The sequence below is a fragment of the Pantoea septica genome (assembly GCF_002095575.1).
GTDB classification, from domain to species: domain Bacteria; phylum Pseudomonadota; class Gammaproteobacteria; order Enterobacterales; family Enterobacteriaceae; genus Pantoea; species Pantoea septica.
In genome coordinates, this window is record NZ_MLJJ01000004.1 from 148,347 (window position 1) to 164,058 (window position 15,712).

Annotated in this window: 13 protein-coding genes and 1 tRNA gene; 11 read left to right on the plus strand and 3 right to left on the minus strand. The window is 58.2% G+C overall.

All coding sequences use genetic code 11. The features are described 5' to 3' along the window. The first annotated feature begins 142 nt into the window (after nucleotides 1–142). Together nlpD and rpoS are read left to right on the plus strand one after the other, a co-directional pair. Entirely contained in the window at nucleotides 143–1,234 is a 1,092-nt protein-coding gene (gene nlpD / locus HA46_RS03565) for a murein hydrolase activator NlpD (protein WP_033791991.1), read from the plus strand. Nucleotides 1,235–1,284: 50 nt separating this feature from the next. Then, nucleotides 1,285–2,277, plus strand: coding sequence for an RNA polymerase sigma factor RpoS (gene rpoS, locus HA46_RS03570; RefSeq protein ID WP_048783701.1), 993 nt, complete (start codon nucleotides 1,285–1,287; stop codon nucleotides 2,275–2,277). Between the two features lie 101 nt (nucleotides 2,278–2,378). Here rpoS and mutS read toward each other — a convergent pair whose 3' ends face one another. Next, complete coding sequence (mutS, locus tag HA46_RS03575; protein ID WP_084882193.1) at nucleotides 2,379–4,940, minus strand: DNA mismatch repair protein MutS; 2,562 nt, start codon at nucleotides 4,938–4,940, stop codon at nucleotides 2,379–2,381. 359 nt (nucleotides 4,941–5,299) lie between these two features. Then, complete coding sequence (locus tag HA46_RS03580; protein WP_033791987.1) at nucleotides 5,300–6,085, minus strand: prepilin peptidase; 786 nt, start codon at nucleotides 6,083–6,085, stop codon at nucleotides 5,300–5,302. A gap of 290 nt (nucleotides 6,086–6,375) precedes the next feature. On the opposite strand from HA46_RS03580, the gene mltB reads away from it, so the two are divergent. Next, complete coding sequence (gene mltB / locus HA46_RS03585; protein WP_084882194.1) at nucleotides 6,376–7,458, plus strand: lytic murein transglycosylase B; 1,083 nt, start codon at nucleotides 6,376–6,378, stop codon at nucleotides 7,456–7,458. A 77-nt stretch (nucleotides 7,459–7,535) separates the two neighbouring features. Further along, on the plus strand, nucleotides 7,536–7,874 hold the full coding sequence (locus HA46_RS03590) for a zinc ribbon domain-containing protein YjdM (protein WP_033752063.1): 339 nt from the start codon (nucleotides 7,536–7,538) through the stop codon (nucleotides 7,872–7,874). A gap of 33 nt (nucleotides 7,875–7,907) precedes the next feature. Here HA46_RS03590 and HA46_RS03595 read toward each other — a convergent pair whose 3' ends face one another. Continuing rightward, nucleotides 7,908–8,795 carry a dihydrodipicolinate synthase family protein gene (locus HA46_RS03595; protein WP_084882195.1) on the minus strand — a complete coding sequence of 296 codons (888 nt, stop codon included), beginning with the start codon at nucleotides 8,793–8,795 and terminating at the stop codon, nucleotides 7,908–7,910. Nucleotides 8,796–8,940: 145 nt separating this feature from the next. Between HA46_RS03595 and tam the strand changes: the two genes are divergently transcribed. The 7 genes from tam (at nucleotide 8,941) to HA46_RS03630 (ending at nucleotide 15,705) form a co-directional block, all read left to right on the plus strand. Then, nucleotides 8,941–9,720 (plus strand): trans-aconitate 2-methyltransferase, encoded by a 780-nt coding sequence (gene tam, locus HA46_RS03600; protein WP_084882196.1) that lies wholly within the window; start codon nucleotides 8,941–8,943, stop codon nucleotides 9,718–9,720. Nucleotides 9,721–9,819: 99 nt separating this feature from the next. Beyond that, the gene (gene pncC, locus HA46_RS03605) at nucleotides 9,820–10,314 is read left to right on the plus strand and encodes a nicotinamide-nucleotide amidase (protein ID WP_033752054.1); all 495 of its coding nucleotides are present in this window, start codon (nucleotides 9,820–9,822) and stop codon (nucleotides 10,312–10,314) included. A gap of 95 nt (nucleotides 10,315–10,409) precedes the next feature. Beyond that, the gene (gene recA, locus HA46_RS03610) at nucleotides 10,410–11,483 is read left to right on the plus strand and encodes a recombinase RecA (RefSeq protein WP_084882197.1); all 1,074 of its coding nucleotides are present in this window, start codon (nucleotides 10,410–10,412) and stop codon (nucleotides 11,481–11,483) included. 112 nt (nucleotides 11,484–11,595) lie between these two features. Further along, entirely contained in the window at nucleotides 11,596–12,108 is a 513-nt protein-coding gene (locus tag HA46_RS03615; RefSeq protein ID WP_084882198.1) for a regulatory protein RecX, read from the plus strand. 135 nt (nucleotides 12,109–12,243) lie between these two features. Beyond that, complete coding sequence (gene alaS / locus HA46_RS03620; protein ID WP_084882199.1) at nucleotides 12,244–14,871, plus strand: alanine--tRNA ligase; 2,628 nt, start codon at nucleotides 12,244–12,246, stop codon at nucleotides 14,869–14,871. A 250-nt stretch (nucleotides 14,872–15,121) separates the two neighbouring features. After that, the gene (csrA, locus tag HA46_RS03625) at nucleotides 15,122–15,307 is read left to right on the plus strand and encodes a carbon storage regulator CsrA (protein ID WP_004155916.1); all 186 of its coding nucleotides are present in this window, start codon (nucleotides 15,122–15,124) and stop codon (nucleotides 15,305–15,307) included. A gap of 305 nt (nucleotides 15,308–15,612) precedes the next feature. After that, nucleotides 15,613–15,705, plus strand: a tRNA-Ser gene (locus HA46_RS03630). Nucleotides 15,706–15,712: the final 7 nt, after the last annotated feature.

The following is a 15,712-nucleotide window of genomic DNA, read 5'->3' on the forward strand; positions in this document are numbered from 1 at the left end:
ACAACTGTTTCATAGCACCATCCTTTTGATCTTGTTACTATCCATTTTCATGCGTTATACGCAGGCTTTAATACGCCTCACAGAGCTTTGTGCTGGTGCGTTAGCAAGAAGCGTTATTCAGGTTTGCCATCACGGGGGAACAATGAGCACGGGAAGCCCAATATTTCAGTTACGCCGCCTTGCGGCGCTTTCTCTGGTTGGATTTTGGCTGGCAGGCTGTAGTTCAGGCGACAACACACAAGCACCCATTAGCCAGGTTGGAGATAACGGCAGCAGCGGCGGCATGCTTAGCGCGTCAGGCGGCGTTCCTGCCACGCCGCGTCAGGGCGGTATGATTAGCAACACTGTACCTTCCGCGCCCAGCAGCGGTGCAATGATTAGCGGCAATGATAATGTTCAGACGCAAAACGGCCGCATCGTGTACAACCGCAGTTATCAGAATATTCCGAAAGGTAGTTACGCCGGCGATACCTATACCGTTAAACGCGGCGACACGCTGTTCTATATCGCCTGGATTACCGGCAACGATTTCCGCGATCTGGCGCAGCGCAACAACGTGCAGGCCCCGTACGGCCTGAATGTTGGCCAGACGCTGCAGGTTGGCAACGGCTCCGGCCAGCCGATTACGGGCGGCAATGCGATTACCGCAGCCGACGCAACGCAGGGCGGCGTTCCGACCGCGCCGCAAATTAAACCAGCGCCTGTTGCACAGCAACCAGTTATTACGTATTCTGATGATTCGGGTAACTCGTCTGGTAGCAAATTGTTGCCGTCGAGAGGGACAAATGTTGCAACGACAACAGCTCCCCCCGTGGTTGCCGCACCGCCTACGGTTAGCAGTACAACGAACAGTTCGACGCCGGTTGGAAGCTGGCGTTGGCCGACCGATGGGAAGATTATCGATAACTTCTCCGCCTCTGAAGGGGGGAATAAAGGAATCGATATCGCTGGTTCGCGTGGACAACCTGTCGTCGCTACCGCCTCAGGAAGAGTAGTGTACGCAGGCAACGCGCTCCGAGGTTACGGCAACCTGATCATCATTAAGCACAATGATGATTATCTCAGTGCCTACGCCCATAACGATACAATGCTGGTCCGGGAACAACAGGAAGTTAAGGCGGGGCAAAAGATCGCTACCATGGGTAGCACCGGAACCAGTTCAGTTAGATTACATTTTGAAATTCGTTACAAGGGGAAATCCGTAAACCCGTTGCGTTATTTGCCGCAGCGATAAACCGGCAGAACCCTGCTGTTCTGCCCTGGGATCACGGGTAGGAGCCGCTTATGAGCCAGAATACGCTGAAAGTAAACGAGTTACATGAAGATGCGGAATTCGAGGAGAACGGAGCTGAGGTTTTTGATGAGAAGGCTCTTGTTGAAAACGAACCCAGTGATAACGACGTAGCGGAAGAAGAGTTGTTGTCACAGGGTGCGACGCAGCGCGTTTTGGATGCGACGCAGCTCTATCTCGGGGAGATTGGCTATTCTCCGTTGTTAACGGCAGAGGAAGAAGTGTTCTTCGCTCGCCGCGCATTACGAGGCGATATTCCTTCTCGTCGCCGCATGATTGAAAGTAACTTACGACTGGTAGTGAAGATTGCCCGCCGCTACAGCAATCGTGGTCTTGCCCTGCTTGACCTGATTGAAGAGGGTAATCTCGGTTTAATCCGTGCCGTTGAGAAGTTTGACCCAGAGCGTGGGTTCCGTTTCTCAACTTATGCTACCTGGTGGATTCGTCAGACGATTGAACGGGCGATCATGAATCAAACCCGTACCATCCGCCTGCCGATTCACATTGTTAAAGAGCTGAACGTTTATCTGCGCACCGCGCGTGAACTCTCTCACAAGCTCGATCATGAGCCGAGTGCAGAAGAGATCGCGGAGCAGCTGGATAAGCCCGTTGACGACGTCAGCCGTATGCTGCGTCTTAACGAACGCATCACCTCGGTTGATACGCCGTTAGGCGGAGACTCCGAAAAAGCGCTGCTGGATATTCTGGCCGATGAAAAAGACAACGGTCCGGAAGACACCACGCAGGATGACGATATGAAGCAGAGTATCGTTAAGTGGCTGTTCGAACTGAACGCCAAGCAGCGTGAGGTGCTGGCGCGTCGTTTCGGCCTGTTAGGCTATGAAGCGGCAACGCTTGAAGATGTGGGCCGCGAAATCGGTCTGACCCGCGAGCGCGTACGCCAGATTCAGGTTGAAGGCCTGCGTCGTCTGCGTGAAATCCTGCAGGCGCAGGGTCTGAACATTGAAGCGCTGTTTCGTGAGTAACTGACAAGTTGTAAGCACAAAGAAGCGGTGGCCGTGGGCCTCCGCTTTTTTTTTGCTGTGACAGCGGCGGCAGGGCCGGCAAGGCCTGCCGCCAGAGTGCGCTACACGAGCGATTTCAGTCGGTAAATCCACTCCAGCGCCTGACGCGGCGTCAGGGTATCGGGATCCAGCGCTTCAAGCGCTTCCACGGCTGGCGAACTCTCTTCCACCAGCAGCGGTAGCTGCGAGCCGTCGATAGTCGAAGAGGCGGAGTGGTTCGACAACGTCTCCAGCTCCTTCAGCTTGTTGCGCGCGCGCTTGATCACCTCTTTCGGCACGCCCGCCAGCGCCGCAACTGCCAGACCGTAGCTTTTGCTGGCGGCCCCTTCCTGCACGCTGTGCATAAAGGCGATGGTGTCCCCGTGTTCGACCGCGTCCAGATGAACGTTGAACACGCCTTCCATTTTCTCCGGCAGCGTGGTCAGCTCGAAATAGTGGGTAGCAAACAGCGTCATCGCCTTGATGCGGTTCGCCAGGCTCTCCGCGCACGCCCAGGCCAGCGACAGGCCGTCATAGGTCGAGGTGCCGCGCCCGATTTCATCCATCAGCACCAGGCTGTTTTCAGTGGCGTTATGCAGGATATTGGCGGTTTCCGTCATCTCCACCATAAAGGTCGAACGGCCTGAAGCGAGATCGTCCGCCGCGCCGATACGGGTAAAGATACGATCCAGCGGACCGGTCACCGCCTCTTCCGCCGGCACAAAGCTGCCAATCCAGGTCATCAGCGCGATCAGCGCCGCCTGACGCATGTAGGTACTCTTACCGCCCATATTGGGGCCGGTGATGATCAGCATGCGGCGCTGCGGCGTTAGCGATAGCGGGTTGGCGATAAACGGCTCTTTCAGCACCTGCTCAACCACCGGATGGCGGCCGCCGGCGATTTTAATGCCGGGTTTCTGCTGCAGCGTGGGGCGGCAGTAGTTCAACGTCCAGGCGCGTTCCGCCAGGTTGCTCAGCACGTCCAGCTCGGCGAGCGCGGCGGCGCTGAGCTGCAGCGCTTCCAGATGGGGCAGCAGCTGGTCGAAAAGCGACTCGTAGAGGCTTTTCTCTAGCGCCAGCGCCTTGCCCTTCGAGGTCAGCACCTTATCCTCGTACTCTTTAAGTTCCGGGATGATATAGCGCTCGGCGTTTTTCAGCGTCTGGCGGCGCACGTAGTGAATCGGCACATGATCGCTCTGGCCGCGGCTGACCTGAATGTAGTAGCCGTGGATCGCGTTGTAGCCGACCTTGAGCGTGTCGAGGCCGAGCTTTTCGCGCTCGCGGATCTCCAGCCGGTCCAAATAGTCGGTAGCGCCGTCCGCCAGCGCGCGCCACTCATCCAGCTCCGCGTTGTATCCCGGCGCAATAACGCCGCCGTCGCGGATCAGCACCGGCGGCGCCTCAATAATCGCCGCTTCAAGCAGCTCGCGCAGCTCGGTGAACTCGCCCATCTGCGCGCGCAGACGGAGCAGCGCCGTCGATTCGACGTTGGCCAGCAGAGCGTTCAGCTCCGGCAGCTGCTGAAAAGCGTGACGCATGCGGGCTAAATCGCGCGGACGCGCGGTACGCAGCGCGAGACGCGCCAGAATACGCTCCAGGTCGCCCACCTGGCGCAGCACGGGCTGTAGCGTATCGCTCAGCGGCTGAAGCTCGGCGATGGCATCCTGGCGCTGGCCGATCGTCTGCGCGTCGCGCAGCGGCATATGCAGCCAGCGCTTGAGCATGCGGCTGCCCATCGGCGTCACGGTTCGATCCAGCACCGCCGCCAGCGTGTTCTCCGTGCCGCCGGCGAGATTCTGAGTAATTTCCAGATTGCGGCGCGTGGCGGCATCCATGATGATGCTGTCCTGCTGCCGCTCCATGCTGAGCGAGCGGATATGCGGCAGGCTGGTGCGCTGCGTATCCTTCACGTACTGCAGCAGGCAGCCAGCCGCGCGCAGCGCCTGATGCGCCTGCTCGACGCCGAATCCATTAAGATCGCGGGTGCCGAACTGCATATTCAACTGCTGACGAGCGGTCGCGATCTCGAATTCCCACAGCGGACGACGGCGCAGGCCGCGACGCTGGTCAATCAGCGACATCGCCTGCAGATCTTCCGGATAGAGCAGTTCGGCTGGATTGGTGCGCTGCAGCTCGGCGGCCATGGTTTCGGCGTCCGCCGGTTCGCTCAGGCGAAAACGGCCGGAGCTGATATCGAGCGTGGCGTAGCCGAACCCTTGCGGGCTTTGCACGATGGCGGCAAGCAGGTTGTCGTGACGCTCCTGCAGCAGCGCTTCGTCGCTAATGGTGCCCGGGGTGACGATGCGTACCACTTTGCGTTCAACCGGCCCTTTGCTGAGCGCCGGATCGCCGATTTGCTCGCAAATCGCCACAGACTCGCCCAGCTGCACCAGTTTCGCCAGATAGCTCTCTACCGCATGGTAGGGCACGCCCGCCATCGGGATCGGTTCACCCGCCGAGGCGCCGCGTTTTGTCAGCGAAATCTCCAGCAGCTGCGAGGCGCGCTTCGCGTCGTCATAGAACAGCTCGTAGAAGTCGCCCATGCGGTAAAACAGCAGGATGTCAGGGTGTTCTGCCTTGAGGCGCAGATATTGCTGCATCATGGGCGTATGAGCGGTGATGTCCTTATCGACTGATTTGTTCATAAATAATTAGCTCTTAAATCATTCGGTTATTGGGCAAGCCTTGCATCGGACTGCGCGATCTGGCGTATGCAACGGGATCAACCCATTCAAAAACAGAGAGGATGCACGGAAAAATGCGGCCCTGGCTGTGAGATAAGCTGCGTCTGAAAGCCATTATGAAAAGTTGCCTGCTGAACATCAAGGCTGCCGCTTTTCAACGCCAGGACAAAAGCGCTTCGGGCCGCGGGGGAATAAGGCGAGCGCCGCCCGCGTTAGCGAAAACCTGGGTTAATGCGCATGACGTTATCAGGCTGCGCCCTAAAAGCCCAACGGATCCCTGCCTGACAGCGAACCGTTGCGAGACGCTACGCAAAAAGCGCTCAACCGTAGCAGGACGTCAGCCGATCCAGCAGCAGTGCTTCGCCCGCCAGCGCCAGGCAGGGGCCGAAAGGCAAGGGCAGGTGCAGCGGACGCTGCATACAAAGGCGTGCCAGCAGCGCGGCGCTTAAACCGGCGCAGGAGGCGATCAGCAGCAGCAGGGGAAGCGGCTGCCAGCCCAGCCAGGCACCCAGCGCCGCCAGCAGCAGGGCGTCGCCGCCGCCCAGCGCTTCCCGATGACGGAACAAACGCCAGGTCCAGGCCAGCAGCCGGAACAGCAAATAGCCGCTGGCGGCGCCGAGAATCGCATCCGCCGGGCTGCTGCGCGGCAGAACGCCCAGGGCCTGAAACAGCAGCCCGAGCCAGAGCAGCGGTAGCGTCAGCGCATCGGGCAGCAGCTGGACGCGCAGGTCGATCAGCGATAACGCCAGCAAAAAGCCGCTCATCACCAGCGCCGCCAGCAGCGCGCCGTTCCACGGCAGTTGCCAGGCAAGCAGCAGGCTTATCGCCAGCGCGGCGATCTCGATCGCCGGGTAACGCCATGAAATAAGATGGCTGCAGTAGCGGCAGCGGCCGCGCAGCCGCAGCCAGCCGAGCAGCGGAAGGCAGTCGCCTGCGCGCACCGGCGTTTTACAGCGCGGGCAGTGGGAACGAGGCACCAGCAGCGAGAATCCAGGCTGCGGCTGCAGCACCATCAGCGGCAGGCGATAGATCACCACGTTGAGAAAGCTGCCGACGCAGAGCGCGGCGGCGGCCAGCAGCAACCAGCATAAGAGGTCATAGCTCATCGTTTTCGGTTCCTCTTCCTTGATACGCCGGTTTTAAGCAACCGGCTTAACCGCCAGGGTCTGAACGCACTCTATCTTTATCGCTGTCGGCGTACAGCATAACCTGCTGTTTTCTGCGAACCTTGCGTCCCGTGCCGCAGGATGACGCTGAAACAGCGCAGCCGTTTGCCGCGCTTCACGCGCCAGTTCACAGCTATGCGCTGGCGCTATTTTTGCGTTTCGCCCTGTCTATTCCGTGAGTGAATGTTTACCATAATTGGTTACCTTCACTGCATGCTTATGGATATCAAATGCGTTTTAAGATCACCTTGCTTCCGCTTGTTGCCTTACTTGCCGCCTGCAGCAGTAAACCTGAATCCGCGCCGCAGGCCGCTACGCTGGCGGCGCCGAAAGGGGGCTTCCTGCTGGAACAGTCCCACGCCGTGCAGCCTGTGCTCGGCGACTTTGCCGGTAATCCGGCCGCCGAGAAATTCATCGACCAGATGGTGGAGAAGCATGGCTTCGACCGCCAGCAGCTGCATGCGGTTATCGGCCAGGCGAAACGGCTGGACTACGTGCTGCGCCTGATGGATCGTCAGGCGCCCGCCTATACGCCGCCCGCCGGGCCCAACGGCGCGTGGATCCGCTATCGCAAGCAGTTCATTACGCCGGACAACGTGCAGAACGGCGTCGCCTTCTGGAACCAGTATCAGGACGCCTTAACGCGCGCCCAGCAGGTCTACGGCGTGCCGCCGGAGATCATCGTCGGCATTATCGGCGTAGAGACGCGCTGGGGCCGCGTCATGGGGAAAACGCGCATTCTCGACGCGCTCGCCACGCTGTCGTTTAACTATCCGCGCCGTGCCAGCTACTTCAGCAGCGAGCTGGAAACCTTTCTGCTTACGGCGCGCAACGAAGAGGACGATCCGCTGGATCTGAAGGGATCGTTCGCCGGCGCGATGGGTTACGGTCAGTTTATGCCTTCTTCTTATCAGCAGTATGCGGTGGATTTCAACGGCGACGGTCACGTCAATCTGTGGGATCCGGTGGATGCCATCGGCAGCGTCGCGCACTACTTCAAAGAGCATGGCTGGCGCAGCGGAGAGGGCGTCGCCGTTCCCGCCAGCGGCCAGGCGCCGCTGCTGGAGAACGGCTTCAAAACCAGCTATACGCCGCAGATGCTGGCGGCGTCCGGCCTCTCTCCGCAAGGTTCGCTCGACGGCAATAATCAGGTCAGCCTGCTGCGTCTGGATATGGGCACCAGCTATCAGTACTGGTACGGGCTGCCTAACTTCTACGTCATTACCCGCTACAACCACAGCACGCACTACGCGATGGCGGTATGGCAACTGGGCGAGGCGGTTAGCAAAGCGCGCAGCGGCGCGATGTTCTGATAGTTGCCCTTATCAATAGTGCGGGTATATGATGGCGCCCCTCTGGCGTCATCATATCTGTTGTTTCAGGAGCTGTTATGCAATCACTTCCCGCATGTCCTCTTTGTCAGGCTGATTACAGCTGGCAGGATGGCGACAACCTCAACTGTCCCGCCTGCGGTCATATCTGGTCGCCGGGCGAAGGCGAAAGCACTGCGGATCGTCTTGTGGTGCGCGACGCCAACGGCAATCTGCTGGAAGATGGCGATACGGTGACCGTGATTAAAGATCTCAAAGTGAAGGGCAGCTCTTCCACGCTGAAGATCGGCACCCGCGTGAAAGGGATCCGTCTGGTTGAGGGCGATCATAATATCGACTGCAAGATCGACGGTTTCGGCCCGATGAAGCTGAAATCGGAGTTCGTAAAGCGCGGATAACGCAGGCGGGCGCGTCGCGCCCGCGTCAGCGCCTCAGTCGAACAGCCGGTCGAGCGCCTCGCACTGCTCTGCGCTCAGCGCGCCTTCGTAGTTGCGCGACTGGCTGGTCATCGAATCGAACCGGCGCGACACCGCGGTTTTAATGGTAGTGACGAAATCCTCTCCAATGACGTAAATCGCCATCATCCTGCCGATGCGCTGCTGAATGCGCGTCAGCGCCTTCAGATCCTGCTCGCGCCACGCCTCCATCGCCGCGGCGAACAGCTCCGGTACGATGTTATTCAGGCCTGAAATCACGCCCGCGCCGCCTGCCAGCAGGTTCGGCACCAGATATTCGTCATAGCCGGACAGCACGGCGAAATCGTCGCGCACTTTTTTCGTCTCCTCAATCAGCGCGCGATTGTGCGACAGGCAGTCGACCGTATCTTTTATGCCGATGAAATTAGGCAGTTCGGCCGCCAGCTCGCTGACCAGCGTCGGCGTCAAATCGCAGCCGGTGCGCGCCGGAAAATTATAGGCGAACCACCTGCCGCCGATCTGCTTATCCAGCGCGCGGAAGTAGCTGAGCAGCTGACGCGGCGTCTGGCCGTAGTAGTAGGGCGGCAGCACCATCACCGCGTCGAAGTCGTTTTGCCAGGCGGCCTCGGCCAGCGCCAGCATATCCGGCACGCAAGTGCTGGAGATATTAGCGACCATGCTGAGCGGCGAGAGCTGTCGCGCCTCGCGAATCAGCAACAATCGCTCCTGCTGCGTCAGTGAGGCAAATTCGCCAATGCTGCCCATCAGCAGTAAGGTATCAATGCCTGACGCGTTTAATCGGGCGAAGTGGCGACCCAGCGCGTCGATATCTGGCTCTCCTTGCGGCGTAAAAGGCGTTACGGAGGGGCACCACACGCCGGAAAATGCGGGTTGCGAGATCATAATCGCTCCTGAACGTGAAAAATGAAACACTGTTTTAACCTAATGCGCGGCGTGACGCTCTGCCAGCGCAGCGCGTAAAATTGGGCAGCGCATCGCATTTTTCCGCTTCGCAGCGTATTCAAACTCACTCACACAGAGGCTCAAGATGCAGGACTGGGATCCCCAACTTTATCGACAGTTTGAATCGGAAAGAACGCGGCCTGCGCATGAGCTGCTGGCGCGCATTCCCGTTACCGACGTGCGTTTCGTCACGGATTTAGGCTGCGGTCCGGGCAACAGCACCGAGCTGCTCGCTCACGCCTGGCCCGACGCGCGGATTATCGGGCTGGACAGTTCCGAAGCGATGCTGACGCAGGCGCGCGAACGGCTACCGCACTGCACTTTCCTTAAAAGGGATATTCGACGCTGGCGCGCCGCTGAGCCGCAGCAGGTAATTTATGCTAATGCTTCGCTGCAGTGGCTTGACGCGCACGACAGCCTGTTGCCGCAGCTGGCGAGTCAGCTGGAGAGCGGCGGCGCGCTGGCGATACAGATGCCGGATAATCTGCAGGAGCCTTCGCATCGTCTGATGCGCGAAATCGCCGCCTGCGATCCCTGGCGTCAGCGTATCGGCGACGTAGAGCGGGAAAAGCCGCTTAGCAGCGAGCGTTATTACGATTTGCTGGCGCAGGCGGGCTGCGAAGTGGATCTCTGGCGCACCACTTATTATCACGTGATGCCCGATGCGCAGGCGATTGTCCTGTGGCTGAAAGCGACCGGACTACGGCCGTTTCTCAACGCGCTGGAACCTGACGAGCGGCCGTATTTTCTGGAGCAGTATCATCAGGCGTTGCGGCTGGCCTATCCGCCGCGCGCCGACGGCCGCATTTTGCTCGCCTTCCCGCGTCTTTTTATCGTAGCGGTGAAAAAGGGGACTTCGCGCTGAGAGGCGTTGCGCAAAGCGAGCAGGCAATGTGCGGGACGGGTTGAAAATATCCCGCTTCTGCACCATGTTCTCTTAACCGGGCTAAAAGGATGAGTGGCGATGAATGATCTGGAACTGCAGCGCTTAAGCGCGGCAATAGGCAAACGCCTTCAGGCGGCAAGCGCGACGGTAACCTGCGCCGAGTCCTGTACGGGCGGCTGGATCGCCAAAGTATTTACCGACATCAGCGGCAGTTCCGCCTGGTTCGAACGCGGTTTCGTCACCTACAGCAATGAGGCCAAGCAGGAGCTGGTGGGGGTCGCCGCGGCTTCGCTTGCCCAGCACGGCGCGGTGAGCGAAGCCGTGGTGCGCGAGATGGCGCAGGGCGCGCAGCGTGCTGCGCAGGCGGACTATGCGCTATCAGTCAGCGGCATCGCCGGACCGGACGGCGGCAGCGCGGAAAAACCGGTCGGCACCGTGTGGTTCGGCTTCGCGGCGCCAGGCGGAAAGGTGGTCGCGAAACGTCAGCAATTTCAAGGGGATCGCGAGGCGGTACGTCGGCAGTCCGTCGCCTTTGCGCTACAGACATTACAGGACGATTTTTTGGCAAATTAAGCTTGATACTGTATGACTATACAGTATAATTAGCGGCAACAGAAAGCGAGCAGGCATTTGTAGCGTGCTTACCCCCGTATGAGTCAGGAGTAGAAATGGCAATTGACGAAAACAAACAGAAGGCTTTAGCTGCTGCGCTGGGCCAGATTGAGAAGCAATTCGGTAAAGGCTCCATCATGCGTCTGGGTGAAGACCGCTCAATGGACGTGGAAACCATTTCTACCGGTTCGCTTTCTCTGGATATCGCGCTGGGCGCCGGCGGTTTGCCGATGGGCCGTATGGTTGAAATCTATGGTCCGGAATCTTCTGGTAAAACTACGCTGACGCTGCAGGTTATCGCTTCAGCACAGCGCAAAGGCAAAACCTGTGCCTTTATCGATGCTGAACACGCGCTGGATCCGGTTTATGCCAAGAAGCTCGGCGTAGACATCGACAATCTGCTCTGCTCTCAGCCGGACACCGGCGAGCAGGCGCTGGAAATCTGTGACGCGCTGGCCCGTTCAGGCGCAGTGGACGTTATCATCGTCGACTCCGTCGCGGCGCTGACGCCGAAAGCGGAAATCGAAGGCGAGATCGGCGACTCTCATATGGGCCTTGCGGCGCGTATGATGAGCCAGGCGATGCGTAAGCTGGCGGGTAACCTGAAGCAGTCCAACACGCTGCTGATCTTCATCAACCAGATCCGTATGAAGATCGGCGTGATGTTCGGTAACCCGGAAACTACTACCGGTGGTAACGCGCTGAAGTTCTACGCTTCCGTTCGTCTTGATATCCGTCGTATCGGCGCGATTAAAGAGGGCGACGAAGTGGTCGGCAGCGAAACCCGCGTTAAAGTCGTGAAAAACAAAATCGCTGCACCCTTTAAGCAGGCAGAGTTCCAGATCATGTACGGCGAAGGTATCAACACCTTCGGCGAGCTGGTCGACCTGGGCGTGAAGTACAAGCTGGTGGAAAAAGCAGGCGCCTGGTATAGCTACAACGGCGACAAGATTGGTCAGGGTAAAGCGAACGCGACCAATTTCCTTAAGGAAAACCCGGCGATCGCCAACGAGCTGGACGTTAAACTGCGTGAGATGCTGCTGAACAGCGCGAACGCCGAAGCGGGCGCCGCTGATGCGCCAGCAGGCGCGTTGGAAGACGCAGCCAGCGAGACGAACGAAGATTTCTAACCCTGTAACGGGAGTGGGCAATCCACTCCCGTTTTTCGTTTTAACGACCCTCTCTTTTCTTCCCCCTCGTTCTGCCGCCATAATTCCCTTCTGATTGAGCAAGGTGACCGCTATGACTGACCAACCGCAACCTAAGGAAATCGCTTTTCCGCGACTGCTCGACCGCGCTATGCGCATTCTGGCGCAGCGCGATCACAGCGAGGCCGAACTGCGCAGAAAGCTGCAACAGTCAGTGCAGCGAGCGGCCTTTATCCAGCAGAACGACCCTGAAATCATTACCGACGCGCAGCTGGATAAAGTGATCGGCTGGTGCCAGGAAAACGGCTGGCTTAATGAGGCGCGCTTTACTGGGCGCTTTATCCAGAGCCGCAGCCGCAAAGGGTACGGCCCGCAGCGCATCCGGCTGGAGCTGGGACAAAAAGGCATCGCGCGGCCAGAAATCGACATGGCGATGGAAGCCTGTGAGATTGACTGGGGCGCCTGCGCCGCACAGCTGGCGGAGCGCAAATTCGGCCTTCCTTTGCCCACGGAATGGAAGGCAAAAGCCAAAGTTCAGCGCTTTTTGCAGGCAAAAGGCTTTTTCATGGAGGATATTCAGCTCGTTTTCAGAAATTTTGATGACTGAAAGCCGCACGGGGTTTTACTTCCCAGTGAAGAAAATTTATCTTATTCCCACTTTTTGTTCCACTAGACGGACAACTGCGCAGATGCGGCTTGTCTGGCCGGACGGAACTTTCGTTAGCGTGATTCCAGGATATATATGAGCAAGAGCACTGCTGAGATCCGTCAAGCGTTTCTCGACTTTTTCCATAGCAAGGGACATCAGGTTGTAGCCAGTAGCTCCCTCGTACCGAATAACGACCCGACGCTGCTGTTCACCAACGCCGGCATGGTTCAGTTCAAGGATGTTTTCCTTGGGCAGGACAAGCGCAACTATTCGCGTGCGACCACGTCGCAGCGCTGCGTGCGCGCTGGCGGCAAGCACAACGATCTGGAAAACGTCGGTTATACCGCACGTCACCACACCTTCTTTGAAATGCTGGGCAACTTCAGCTTTGGCGACTATTTCAAGAAAGAGGCAATTGCCTATGCCTGGGAACTGCTGACGGGAGAAACCTGGTTCGCTCTGCCGAAAGAGCGTTTGTGGGTCACCGTTTATGAGACCGATGACGAAGCCTACGACATCTGGGCCAACGATATCGGCGTGCCGCGCGAGCGCATTATTCGTATCGGCGACAACAAAGGCAGCGCGTACGCCTCTGACAACTTCTGGCAGATGGGCGATACCGGTCCTTGCGGACCCTGCAGCGAAATTTTCTACGATCATGGCGATCATATCTGGGGCGGACCGCCGGGAAGCCCGGAAGAAGATGGCGATCGCTATATCGAGATCTGGAATATCGTCTTTATGCAGTTCAACCGTCAGCCGGACGGCACCATGCTGCCGCTGCCGAAGCCGTCGGTCGATACCGGCATGGGCCTGGAGCGTATCTCCGCCGTGCTGCAGCACGTTAATTCCAACTATGAAATCGATCTCTTCGACAAGCTGATCAAAGCCGTAGCCAACGTCACCGGCGCGACTGACCTCAGCAACAAGTCGCTGCGCGTTATCGCCGACCATATCCGTTCGTGCGCGTTTCTCATCGCCGACGGCGTTATTCCGTCGAACGAGAACCGCGGCTACGTACTGCGCCGCATCATTCGTCGCGCGGTGCGCCACGGCAACATGCTGGGCGCGAAAGAGGCGTTCTTCTACAAGCTGGTCGCCCCGCTGGTCGAGGTGATGGGCGCTGCGGGCGACGATCTTAAACGTCAGCAAAGCCAGGTGGAAACAGTACTCAAAACTGAAGAAGAGCAGTTCGCGAAAACGCTGGAGCGCGGTCTGGCGCTGCTGGACGACGAACTGGCCAAACTGCAGGGCGATACGCTGGACGGCGAGACCGTCTTCCGTCTGTACGATACTTTCGGCTTTCCGGCCGATCTTACGGCCGACGTCTGCCGCGAGCGCAACCTGAAAATCGACGAAGCCGGCTTTGAAAAAGCGATGGAGCAACAGCGCCAGCGCGCGCGCGAGGCCAGCGGGTTCGGCGCTGATTACAGCAACGTCATCAGCATCGATGCGGCTTCCGCCTTTAAAGGCTACGACCAGCTCGATCTGGCGGCTAGCGTGAAGGCAATCTACGTTGACGGCGTCGCGGTAGAGGAAGTGGCCGCAGGTCAGGAAGCGGTCGTAGTGCTGGACGAAACGCCGTTTTATGGCGAGTCTGGCGGCCAGGTAGGCGATACGGGCCAGCTTAAAGGGAAGAATGCTGAATTTAGCGTTCAGGATACACAAAAATATGGTCAGGCTATCGGCCATATCGGTAAGCTGACGGCCGGTCATCTGCGTATCAACGATCGCGTTGAGGCGCAGGTCGACGAAGCGCGCCGCGCGCGCATTCGTCTGAACCACTCTGCAACGCATCTGCTGCACGCGGCGCTGCGTGAAGTTCTCGGTGAACATGTGGCGCAGAAGGGATCGCTGGTCAATGATAAGTATCTGCGTTTCGACTTCTCTCATTTTGAGGCGATGAAACCGCAGGAGCTTCATCAGGTCGAAGAGATTGTCAACGCGCAGATCCGCCGCAACCTGCCGGTCGAAACCGAAGTGATGGATATTGACGCGGCGAAAGGCAAGGGCGCGATGGCGCTGTTCGGCGAGAAGTACGATCAGCGCGTGCGCGTGCTGACCATGGGCGATTTCTCAATTGAACTGTGTGGCGGTACCCACGCAGCGCGCACGGGCGATATTGGCTTGTTCCGCATTTTGAGCGAGTCCGGCACGGCAGCAGGCGTACGCCGTATCGAAGCCGTAACCGGCGAGGGCGCGCTGGCGCAGGTTTATGCGCAGAGCAGTCAGCTGAACGAGATCGCGCAGTTGGTGAAAGCCAACAGCAGCAATCTGAATGACAAGGTGCGCGGACTGGTCGATCACGTGCGTTCGCTGGAGAAAGAGCTGCAGCAGCTGCGCGATCAGCAGGCTGCGCTTGAGAGCGCTTCTTTGAGCAGTAAAGCGATCGACATTCAAGGCGTGAAGCTGCTGGTTAGCGAACTGAACAACGTAGAGCCGAAGATGTTGCGCACCATGGTAGACGATCTGAAAAATCAGCTGGGTTCGGCGGTGATTGTGCTGGCGACCGTAGCGGAAGGGAAAGTGTCGTTAATTGCCGGCGTGACCAAAGATCTTACGGACCGTGTGAAAGCGGGCGAACTGGTGGGCGAGCTGGCGCAGCAGGTAGGCGGCAAAGGCGGCGGGCGTCCTGATATGGCGCAGGCCGGCGGCACCGATGCGCAGGCGCTGAAAGGCGCACTGGCGGGCGTTGAAAACTGGGTCAGCAGCCGCCTGTAACGAAACAGAACAATGCATCGTGAAAAGCGCCAGGGCCTGAGGGTCCGGCGCTTTTTAATACGATGTGCATCAGGTAATGACAAAGTCAGGTCGATGTAGTGTATTTCGGCTAAACTAACTATCAGCAGAATGTATTGGCGTAGCGACGTGCATTGATGTATTTGTCATAGTCAATGTGCAGCGTTAAATGATGGATAATGCCGGGAGCCCAAACAGAGCCCGACTCTTTTAATCTTTCAAGGAGCAAAGAATGCTTATTCTAACTCGTCGAGTTGGTGAAACCCTCATGATTGGCGATGAGGTGACTGTAACGGTGCTGGGTGTGAAAGGTAACCAGGTTCGTATTGGTGTGAACGCGCCAAAAGAGGTCTCAGTGCATCGCGAAGAGATTTATCAGCGCATTCAGGCCGAAAAAACTCAGCAAACGAGTTACTAACGGATTCAGCGCCTCGCAGGATTGTGCGAGGCGCGACCGCTTTTCCCCATTTCCCCTCTTCATCTCCCTGCTTCGCCTTATTTTTCCCCGCTTCGTCTTTGCGAATATTTTCTTTACTGCCCGCTTTTACTGTTGATAATTCACTCTTTTTGCCGGGAAATTAGGCCAGTTGAGCGTCATTTGTGCAAACGATCGATCGGTGGGAAAAATTGTTTGACTTATAAGTGCGGGAAAGTAATATGTGCGCCACGCAGTGCCGATGAGCAGATACAACGTTCAGACGCACAGTTCGGAAGAACGCGTAAGGTGAGGTGGCCGAGAGGCTGAAGGCGCTCCCCTGCTAAGGGAGTATGCGGTCAAAAGCTGCATCCGGGGTTCGAATCCCCGCCTCACCGCCATTTTCCG